The organism is Desulfuromonadales bacterium (assembly GCA_035620395.1).
In the GTDB taxonomy this organism is placed as follows: domain Bacteria; phylum Desulfobacterota; class Desulfuromonadia; order Desulfuromonadales; family DASPGW01; genus DASPGW01.
The window spans coordinates 1-8,432 of the sequence record DASPGW010000083.1 but is presented as its reverse complement, the minus strand read 5'-3'; the positions used below and the strand labels follow the sequence as shown (position 1 = coordinate 8,432).

At 64.8% G+C, this 8,432-nt stretch carries 8 protein-coding genes and 4 tRNA genes; 1 reads left to right on the top strand and 11 read right to left on the bottom strand.

What is annotated here, in order from left to right; translation table 11 throughout:
- The 9 genes from VD811_04830 to VD811_04790 all read right to left on the bottom strand — a co-directional run.
- The coding region (locus VD811_04830; GenBank protein ID HXV20301.1) for a GTP-binding protein at positions 1 to 140 on the bottom strand (140 nt) is incomplete at its 3' end.
- A 112-nt stretch (positions 141 to 252) separates the two neighbouring features.
- Positions 253 to 328: transfer RNA gene (locus VD811_04825), tRNA-Thr, on the bottom strand.
- A gap of 43 nt (positions 329 to 371) precedes the next feature.
- Positions 372 to 448, bottom strand: a tRNA-Gly gene (locus VD811_04820).
- A 123-nt stretch (positions 449 to 571) separates the two neighbouring features.
- Positions 572 to 656 (bottom strand) — tRNA-Tyr (locus VD811_04815).
- A gap of 49 nt (positions 657 to 705) precedes the next feature.
- A tRNA-Thr gene (locus tag VD811_04810) sits at positions 706 to 781 on the bottom strand.
- A gap of 143 nt (positions 782 to 924) precedes the next feature.
- Positions 925 to 1,680: a 23S rRNA (guanosine(2251)-2'-O)-methyltransferase RlmB gene (gene rlmB, locus VD811_04805; protein ID HXV20300.1), complete on the bottom strand. Its 756-nt coding sequence runs from the start codon at positions 1,678 to 1,680 to the stop codon at positions 925 to 927.
- Between the two features lies 1 nt (position 1,681).
- The gene (pyrF, locus tag VD811_04800) at positions 1,682 to 2,416 is read right to left on the bottom strand and encodes an orotidine-5'-phosphate decarboxylase (GenBank protein ID HXV20299.1); all 735 of its coding nucleotides are present in this window, start codon (positions 2,414 to 2,416) and stop codon (positions 1,682 to 1,684) included.
- The gene (locus tag VD811_04795) at positions 2,413 to 3,642 is read right to left on the bottom strand and encodes a DUF4388 domain-containing protein (GenBank protein ID HXV20298.1); all 1,230 of its coding nucleotides are present in this window, start codon (positions 3,640 to 3,642) and stop codon (positions 2,413 to 2,415) included. The genes pyrF and VD811_04795 overlap by 4 nt, the downstream gene beginning before the upstream one ends.
- 49 nt (positions 3,643 to 3,691) lie before the next feature.
- Positions 3,692 to 5,407, bottom strand: coding sequence for a proline--tRNA ligase (locus tag VD811_04790; protein HXV20297.1), 1,716 nt, complete (start codon positions 5,405 to 5,407; stop codon positions 3,692 to 3,694).
- Between the two features lie 204 nt (positions 5,408 to 5,611).
- Here VD811_04790 and VD811_04785 point away from each other — a divergent pair, with 204 nt between their 5' ends.
- A complete protein-coding gene (locus tag VD811_04785; protein HXV20296.1) occupies positions 5,612 to 7,102 on the top strand; it encodes an AAA family ATPase in 1,491 nt (496 codons plus the stop codon).
- 47 nt (positions 7,103 to 7,149) lie between these two features.
- Here the strand turns inward: VD811_04785 and VD811_04780 are convergent, their stop codons facing one another.
- Both VD811_04780 and ispG read right to left on the bottom strand, forming a co-directional pair.
- Positions 7,150 to 7,611 carry an ATP-binding protein gene (locus tag VD811_04780; protein ID HXV20295.1) on the bottom strand — a complete coding sequence of 154 codons (462 nt, stop codon included), beginning with the start codon at positions 7,609 to 7,611 and terminating at the stop codon, positions 7,150 to 7,152.
- A 27-nt stretch (positions 7,612 to 7,638) separates the two neighbouring features.
- A partial coding sequence (ispG, locus tag VD811_04775) for a flavodoxin-dependent (E)-4-hydroxy-3-methylbut-2-enyl-diphosphate synthase (protein HXV20294.1) occupies positions 7,639 to 8,432 on the bottom strand: 794 nt, incomplete at its 5' end.

Genomic DNA, 8,432 nt, shown 5'->3' with positions numbered 1-8,432 from the left:
AAGGCCTTGAACTGGGCCAGACCCTTGGACGCCATGACCTTGGTAATGGCGGCGGTCAGCGTGGTCTTGCCGTGGTCGACGTGACCGATCGTCCCGATATTGACGTGAGGCTTGGTTCTTTCGAATTTAGCTTTACCCATGATGTCAACCTCCCTGTTCTCGTAAATGAACGCTTTTTTCCAAGATTACGGCCACCAACCGCAAGGCAGGAGCCAGATTTTGCCAGACAGAAAAATCCCCCCATGCAGCGAATGGAGCCCACAACCGGATTCGAACCGGTGACCTCTTCCTTACCAAGGAAGTGCTCTACCTACTGAGCTATGTGGGCTTATCTCACTGTCAAGCTGCGGAGAGAATACATTTTTGAATTTTGGAGCGGGAAACGGGACTCGAACCCGCGACCCTCAGCTTGGAAGGCTGATGCTCTAGCCAACTGAGCTACTCCCGCCCAAAACCTAAGTCGACCTATGCGTAGCTTTGTGGACTCGACTTCGACCGCCGTCCCAGTGCGCTCGGCCTAGGGCCTCCTGGGATTCGCCGACCGGATCTCGTCCGGCAAGTATTGCTTGTTTGGTGGAGGGGGGAGGATTCGAACCTCCGAAGTCTACGACGGCAGATTTACAGTCTGCTCCCTTTGGCCGCTCGGGAACCCCTCCAGGGGAAGCGTCTCGTCTACTTTTCAGGGCATACCGCCCGGTAGCTCATTGGAGCTGGCGACAGGAATTGAACCCGCAACCTGCTGATTACAAGTCAGCTGCTCTACCTATTGAGCTACGCCAGCACAGGGGGGGATATATACATCAGCATCCGGTCGAATGCAAGGGAATTTTTCTCAGGCTCCCCTCTGCCCCGCGACGAAGTAGAGCTTATAGTCGATTTCCACGGAATTGTCAACCTGCAAATCAAAAAATACCCAAAAAAGATTTACCGTTCTTCATCTCGCCGGCGCTGCCGCACGACCTCGAACAGGGCGACGGCGGCAGCCACCGAAGCGTTGAGCGAGGCGACGCCGCCGCCCATGGGGATGGCCAGCAGTCCGTCGCAGTGCCGGCGCACGTTGGGCCGCAGCCCCGCCCCCTCGCTGCCGACCACCAGCGCCAGGTTGCCGGCCAGGTCCGTACGGTAAAGCACCTCGGCCGACTCTTCGCCCGCCAGCCCGTATACCCACACCCCCTCTTGCTTTAACTCCTCGAGGGTACGGGCCAGATTGGTCACCTGGCACAGCGGCAGGTGCGCCAGCGCACCGGCCGCCGTCTTTTCAACCACCGCCGTGACCGGGCAGGAGCGGTCCTTCGGCACGAAGACGCCATGGCAGCCGGCGGCGTCGGCGCTGCGCAGGATCGCCCCCAGGTTGTGGGGATCGGTAATGCCGTCCAGCAGCAGGAAAAATGCTTTTTGACCCGAAATGCGCCAGCGCTCCAGCAGTTCTTCCGACTCCGCGTAGGCGAACGGCTCTACCCGCAGCACCACCCCCTGGTGATGGGAATGTCCCGCCAGGCGATCGAGTTCCTGCCGTTGCCGCCGCTGCACCGGCACCCCCGCCGCTACCGCCTCCCGCAGCAGCGCCTCGAGGCGCGGGGGATGGCTGTCGCGTTCGGCCAGAAGCTCCAATGGCCGGCGTCGCTCACCGCGCAGCGCTTCGCGCACCGGGTTGATGCCGTAAACCAGGTCGACCGCCACGCTAGGGGCGTCCCAGGGCCAGGGCCATTTCGTCGAGAATTCGTTCGGCAGCCTCTACCGGGTCGGCCGCCGCCGAGATCGGCCGGCCGATTACCAGGTAGTCGGCGCCAGCGGCGATCGCCTCGCCGGGCGTCATCACCCGTTTCTGGTCGTCGAGGGCGGCACTCGCCGGCCGCACCCCGGGCGTGACGATGGCGAAGTCGGCGCCGCAAGCCGCGCGGATCAGGTCGACCTCCTGCGGCGAAGCCACCACGCCGTCCATCCCGGCTTCCTGGGCCAGACGGGCGAGGCGGGGGACCATCTCGCGCACCGGCCGCTCGATCCCCACCTCGCGCAGGGTCTCCTCGCTGCTCGATGTCAGGATGGTCACCGCCAGCAGCAGCGGCCGCTCCTTGCTGCCGCGCGGGTAGCGGGCATCGACCTCGGCCACGGTCCTCGCCATCATCTCCCGACCGCCCAGGGCATGAACATTGAACATCCGCACCCCCAGCCGGCACGCCTCTACTCCGGCCATGGCGACGGTATTGGGGATGTCGTGATATTTCAGGTCGAGAAAAACCTCCCCCCCCTCGGCCCGTACCATCTGCACCACCTCGGGCCCGCAGCGGGTGAAGAGTTGTTTACCGACTTTGAAGACCCCGACCTGCCCGTGCAGCTGCCTGACCCACTTCTCCGCTTCTGCGAACGCGTCGACATCAAGGGCAAAAATCAGCCTTTGCCTGGCTTCGTTCTTCATTGCTTCCTCCCGATGAGAGTCTTCACCCGGCGGGAGATCTCCTGCACCCGCTGGATCAATTCGGCCGAATCGGTAGCGCCCAGCTCACGACGGGCGGCGAGACATTCCATGTAGAGCAGCTCGTTCAGTGAATCTGCCAGCAGCCGTTTCATGTCCTCCTCCTCAAGTCCGGCCAGATTGGCCAGCAACCTGCCACCGTCCACTGCGCCGTCCGCCTGCAGCCTCACATCGCTGAAGACGAAGCAGAAGGGTTGCGGCAGATCCCGCAGAAACAGCCGGACCTCTTGAGGAAAGCCGGGGTTCCTCTCGGTAATGCGCCGGTAAAGGACCGTCAGGGCGCCGTTGAAGATGGCGAGAATCTCGCCGAGTTCCCCCGCCACGGGTACAGTCGTCATCTCTTCCAGACGCACCGCCCCCCTCTCCACCAGATGGTAGAGCAGCCGCAAGGCGTCGAACTCTCCCATGCCGCTTTTGCGCAGGAGGTGACGAACGTCGCGGGCGCCGGCGAGAACGAGCGCCAGCAGGCGCTGTTCCGCCGGGGTCGTCCCCTCTGCCGGCGGATTGGCGGGCAGCGCGACGGCGTCAAGGGAGCGGATGCGGCGCATGTAGAGAGCGCGCTCATCCACCCGCCTCAGCCCCTCCATGATGAGGTTCTGGGTGCTCATCGACAGGCGCAGGATCTCCTCTTTTTCCAGCGCCTTGGCGATAAAAGAGAAGCTGCCCCGAGGAAAAGTGAACAGGTGATAGACGATGGATTCCACCTGATGACGGGTCGCCTGCCAGAGGTCCTTGGACGCCACCACCCCCTGGTCGACCAGAATCTTGCCGACCGTGGTCCGCCCGGTGGTGACCTGGCGGGCCTTCAGCAGCGTCTCCCGGTCAACCTTGCCGAGGGTGAAGAGGACTTCGCCGATATCCTCTTCGGGAAAGGTACTGGCGGCAAACACGACTTCGCCGTTCTGGAAATAGAGTTCCTTGCTGCCGCCGGCAAGGGCGACGCGCAGGATGCCCGACTTGCGGAACATATTGAGGAAGGAGATCAGGTCGGCCGCCCCGATCTCGCCAAGCAGACCGGCGAGAACGACCGACTCCGCCTCCCCGTAAGCGGTGAAGAGCAGGTGCCGGGCGGAATGAGAGGAGAGCTCAACGGAACGCGAGCCGATCTCACGGGCCGCCGCGGCGGGAAGAACGATCCGGCCGCTGCCGTCAATAGTCAATGGGGGCATTTAAATCCCTGACTGTAAAAAGCCGTCCCTGGTTCCCGGTCACGAGGCCTCAGTTTTCGAGCGCCTGTCTTACCCGTTCGGCCAGCAGCCGGGCGGTTTCGGCAACGGGGAGCATGGTCCGCTCGCCGCTGCGGCGCTCCTGCAACTCCAGCGCTCCCTCCTTGAGGCCGCGGGCGCCGACGGTCACCCGCAGGGGGATGCCGATCAGGTCGGCGTCCTTGAACTTGCTTCCCGGTCGCTCGTCGCGGTCGTCGAGCAGCGCCTCGACACCCAGCGCCAGGAGCTCTTCGTAGAGCTTTTCGGCGGCCAGGCGGACCTCGTCTTCCTTGGGGTTGACCATGGTGACGATGACCTGGAAGGGGGCGATCGGCATCGGCCAGATGATGCCGTTGGCGTCGTTGTTCTGCTCGATGGCCGCGGCCACCGTACGCCCGACGCCGATGCCGTAACAGCCCATGAAGAGGGTGCGCTCCTCCCCCTTCTCGTCGAGAACGGTGGCGCCGAGGGCCGCCGAGTATTTGGTCCCCAGCTTGAAGACGTGCCCGACCTCGATGCCCCGCCAGCTCTCCAGTTTGCCGGCGCAGCGGGGACAGCCGTCGCCGGCCACTGCCTGGCGCAGGTCGGCGAAGGTCTCGACGCTGAAGTCGCGACCGAGGTTGGCACCCGTCAGATGGGCATCCTTCTCGTTGGCCCCGACAATGAAATCGGCCATCCCGCGCACCTCGAAATCGGCCAGGAGGCGCAGTTGCAGCCCCACCGGTCCGGCAAAGCCGGAGGGTGCGCCGGTTACCCGCAGCACCACTTCTTCGGGGGCGAGTTCCACCCAGTTGCACCCCAGCAGGCGGGTCAGCTTGATATCGTTGAGCTCGCGGTCGCCGCGCAGCAGCACGGCCACCGTCTCGCCCGTATCGGTCTGCAGGATGAGGGTCTTGACCAGCCGTTCGGTAGCCGTCTCGAGAAAGAGGGCGACATCCTCGATGCTCTTACGCGCCGGGGTGAGAACCCTCTGCAGCGGCTGCGCCGGCGCCGGGGCCGCCTGACCGGGATCGCGCAGCTCGGCCTTCTCGACGTTGGCGGCATACTGGCAGCTGTCACAGGAGACGATGGCATCCTCGCCGGAGGCGGCGAGCACCATGAACTCGTGAGAGGCGGTACCACCGATATTGCCGGTGTCGGCCTCTACCGCCCGGAACCTGAGACCACAGCGCTCGAAGATGCGCCGATAGGCCTGGTACATCTTGTCGTAGGCGACGTCCGCCCCGGCCTCGTCGAGGTCGAAGGAATAGGCGTCCTTCATGATGAATTCGCGGCCGCGCATCAGGCCGAAACGGGGCCGGATCTCGTCGCGGAACTTCCCCTGGATCTGGTAGAGATTGAGTGGAACCTGGCGGTACGACTTGACCTCGCGACGCACGATGTCGGTGATCACCTCCTCGTGCGTGGGCCCGAGGCAGAAGTCGGCCTCCTTGCGATCCTTGAAGCGCAGCAACTCCTTGCCGTACTGCTCCCAGCGCCCCGATTCCTGCCAGAGCTCGGCGGGAACGACCATCGGCATGAGCAGTTCGATCGCTCCGGAGCGGTCCATCTCCTCGCGGACGATGCGCTCCACCTTGCGGATCGAGCGCAGGCCGAGTGGCAGGTAGTTGTAGATGCCGGCGGCGACCTTGCGGATCATGCCGGCGCGCATCATGAGCTGATGGCTGATCACCTCAGCGTCGGCGGGGGTTTCCTTGAGGGTGTTCAGCAGATAGTGCGAGTAGCGCATGGAAGAACCTCGACAGAGGGGATTGGGCGACTAGGGCGGGCCAGCCGGCAAACGAGACTGAAAACTAGCGTATTTCAACCCGAATTGCAAGGGGAGTTGTCGCCCACGGGCAAAGCAAACATTGGACTTCTGTCGACAAAATGGTTTAATAATACGTCACTCCGCCGGAACTCTCCGCCGGACATCCCGCCCGCAGGAGTCCCCATGCAGGAAGAACTGAACCAGGCCAGCCTGAGCCGGCAGGTGGCGGCCGGAACGCCGCTGATCTACATCACCACCGACAACGAGAGCCGCACCGAATTCCTCATCACCCGGGCGGCCCTCTACGGTATCAAGGGGATGCCGGTCCCCCGCGTGTGGAGCTGCGTCGGCGGCTTCCCCGGCCAGGAGGGGACCGAAGACCCGCTGACCGCCCTGCGCTGGGCCGTCGAGCAGGAGGGACACGGCATCTTCATCTTCAAGGATCTCCACTGGTTCTGGCTCGACAGCCCCTTCATCCAGCGCACCCTCAAGGATTTCGCCGCCGTGCGCCGGCCGGCGGGCAAGACCCTGGTCTTCATCGGCGCCGAGCCGGATATCCCGCCGACACTGCGCGAGGATTTTCTGCTCCTCGACCACGGACTGCCCGACCGGGAAGAGATCCGCGCCTGGCTCGAGGCGAAACAGGAAAAGGACTACTTCCTGCGCGAGCTGCTCCCCGACGAGCAGAGTCTCTCCCACCTGACCGTCGCCGCCCAGGGGCTCGACCTGCTCGACATCGAACGCGCCCTGCGCCTGGCCCGGGTAACCCGAGGCGCGGGACTCGAGGAGGTGGTCGGCTCGCTGCACCAGAACAAGAAGCAGATCCTGCGCAAGAGCGGAATCATGGAATTCGTCGAGAACAACATCCGGCCTGAGCAGGTAGGGGGGATGGAGAACCTCAAGGCCTGGATGGAGAAGCGGGAGAGGGCCTTCGGCGCCGCCGGTTTCACCGAAGGGCGCAACCTGCCCCGCGGGGTGCTGATGATGGGGATCAGCGGCTGCGGCAAGAGCCTCTTCGTCAAGGCGATCGCCGCCCGCTGGCGGCTGCCCCTCATCCGCCTCGACATGGCGACGGTCTACGAGGGAACTTTCGGCACCCCCGAGAGCTCGCTGCGCAAGGCCTGCAAGACCGCCGAGGCGCTCGCCCCCTGCGTCCTCTGGATCGACGAGATGGAGTCCGGCATCTCCAACCAGGGGTTTAAGGCCGAGGGGGGGCCGGCTTCGCGGGTACTCGGCTACTTCCTCACCTGGATGCAGGAGCGGCGCAACCCCGTCTTCGTCGCCGCCACCGCCAACGCCATCGAGATGCTTCCCGCCGAGGTGCTGCGCAAAGGACGCTTCGACGAGATTTTCTACGTCGCCCTGCCGGGGCTCAGCGAACGGGAGGAGATTTTCCGCATCCACCTGCAGAAGTGCGGCTTCGACCCGGCCGCCTTCGCCCCTTCCATGCTCGCTCATTCTGCCAAGGGGTTCTCCGGCGCCGAGATCGAGCAGGCGGTGGCGAGCGCCGCCTTCGAGGCCCTCGCCCTGGGGCGGGAGATGATCCAGCAGGATCTGATGGAGGCGATCAGCCGCACCGTCCCGCTCTCGGTGACCATGGCCGAGCAGATCAAGAAGATCGAGGCCTGGGCGTTCAAGCGCGCGGTGCCGGCCGGTAAGGGCGTGGAACGATAGCGACGTGTCTCCCCCGGCCACCTTCGCCGGCTGGGAATTTGCTGGCGTCAGGCTTCCGGCCCGGCTTCGTCTCTGCGAGCGAGCCTGGTCAGGATCAGGACGTTGCGGCCGTTTTTCGATTCGTACTCCACCCGGTCCATGACCTGGTGCATGATGTAGAGCCCCATCCCTCCTTCCGGCAGCCTCGCAACATCCTTCGGGCAGTAGTCGAGCTGCGGCTTCTGCTGCAATACCCCTGCCGGCATCGGCTTGCCGAAGTCGGCGATGCGGCAGACGACCCGGTCGGCCAGTCGCTCGACTTCCACCTCTACCGGGTGTCCGCCCTGCCGGCCGTAGGCATGGATGATGGCGTTATTGACCGCCTCGGCGATGCAGACCTTGACCTGGTACCACTCCTCGGGCGACAGGGGACCTTCGCCGACCAGCACCGAGAGGGCGCGGCGGACCTGACGCACCTCGGCGAGGTCACTGTCGATGGTCAGCCTGATCGTACAGACATTCACGGCCATCCCCTCCCTCCCCCTCTGCGGGAACGCCTACGCTTCCAGCTCCCGCACCAGCTTCCACGCCTCTTCCACCAGGGCATCGGCGAGTTGTTCCTGGGGCACCTTGCGCACCACCTCCCCTTTGCGGAAGAGCAGTCCCTGCCCCTTGCCGCCGGCGATGCCGACGTCCGCCTCGCGAGCTTCGCCGGGGCCGTTGACCACGCACCCCATGACCGCCACGGTGATCTTCCTCGGCAGATCGTGCAGACGCTGTTCCACCTCCTCGGCAACGCCGATCAGGTCGATCTGGCAGCGGCCGCAGGTGGGGCAGGAGACGAAGACCGGGCCGTGCTCACGCAGCTCCAAGCTCTTGAGTATCTCCCAGCCGACCCTGACCTCCTCGACCGGATCGCCGGTGAGCGAGACGCGCAGGGTGTCGCCGAGCCCCTCGTAGAGAAGCGTTCCGAGACCGACGGCGCTCTTCACCGTGCCGCTCCAGGTGGTGCCGGCCTCGGTGATGCCGATGTGCAGGGGATAGTCGACCTGGCGCGCCAGCAGCCGGTAGGCCTCGACGGTGCGGCGGATGCCGGAGGCCTTGAGGCTGACCTTGATCTCCCGGTAGCCGAGGTCCTCGAGGAGGCGGATGTGCCCCAGGGCGCTCTCGACCATCGCCTCGGCGGTGGGGTGGCCGTATTTCTCGAGCAGCTCCTTCTCCAGCGAACCGCCGTTGACGCCGATGCGGATCGGCACCTGGCGCTCGGCGCAGGCCCGCACCACTTCCTCCACTTTCCAGCGCACGCCGATGTTGCCGGGATTGAGGCGCAGCCCGTCCACCCCGCTCTCCA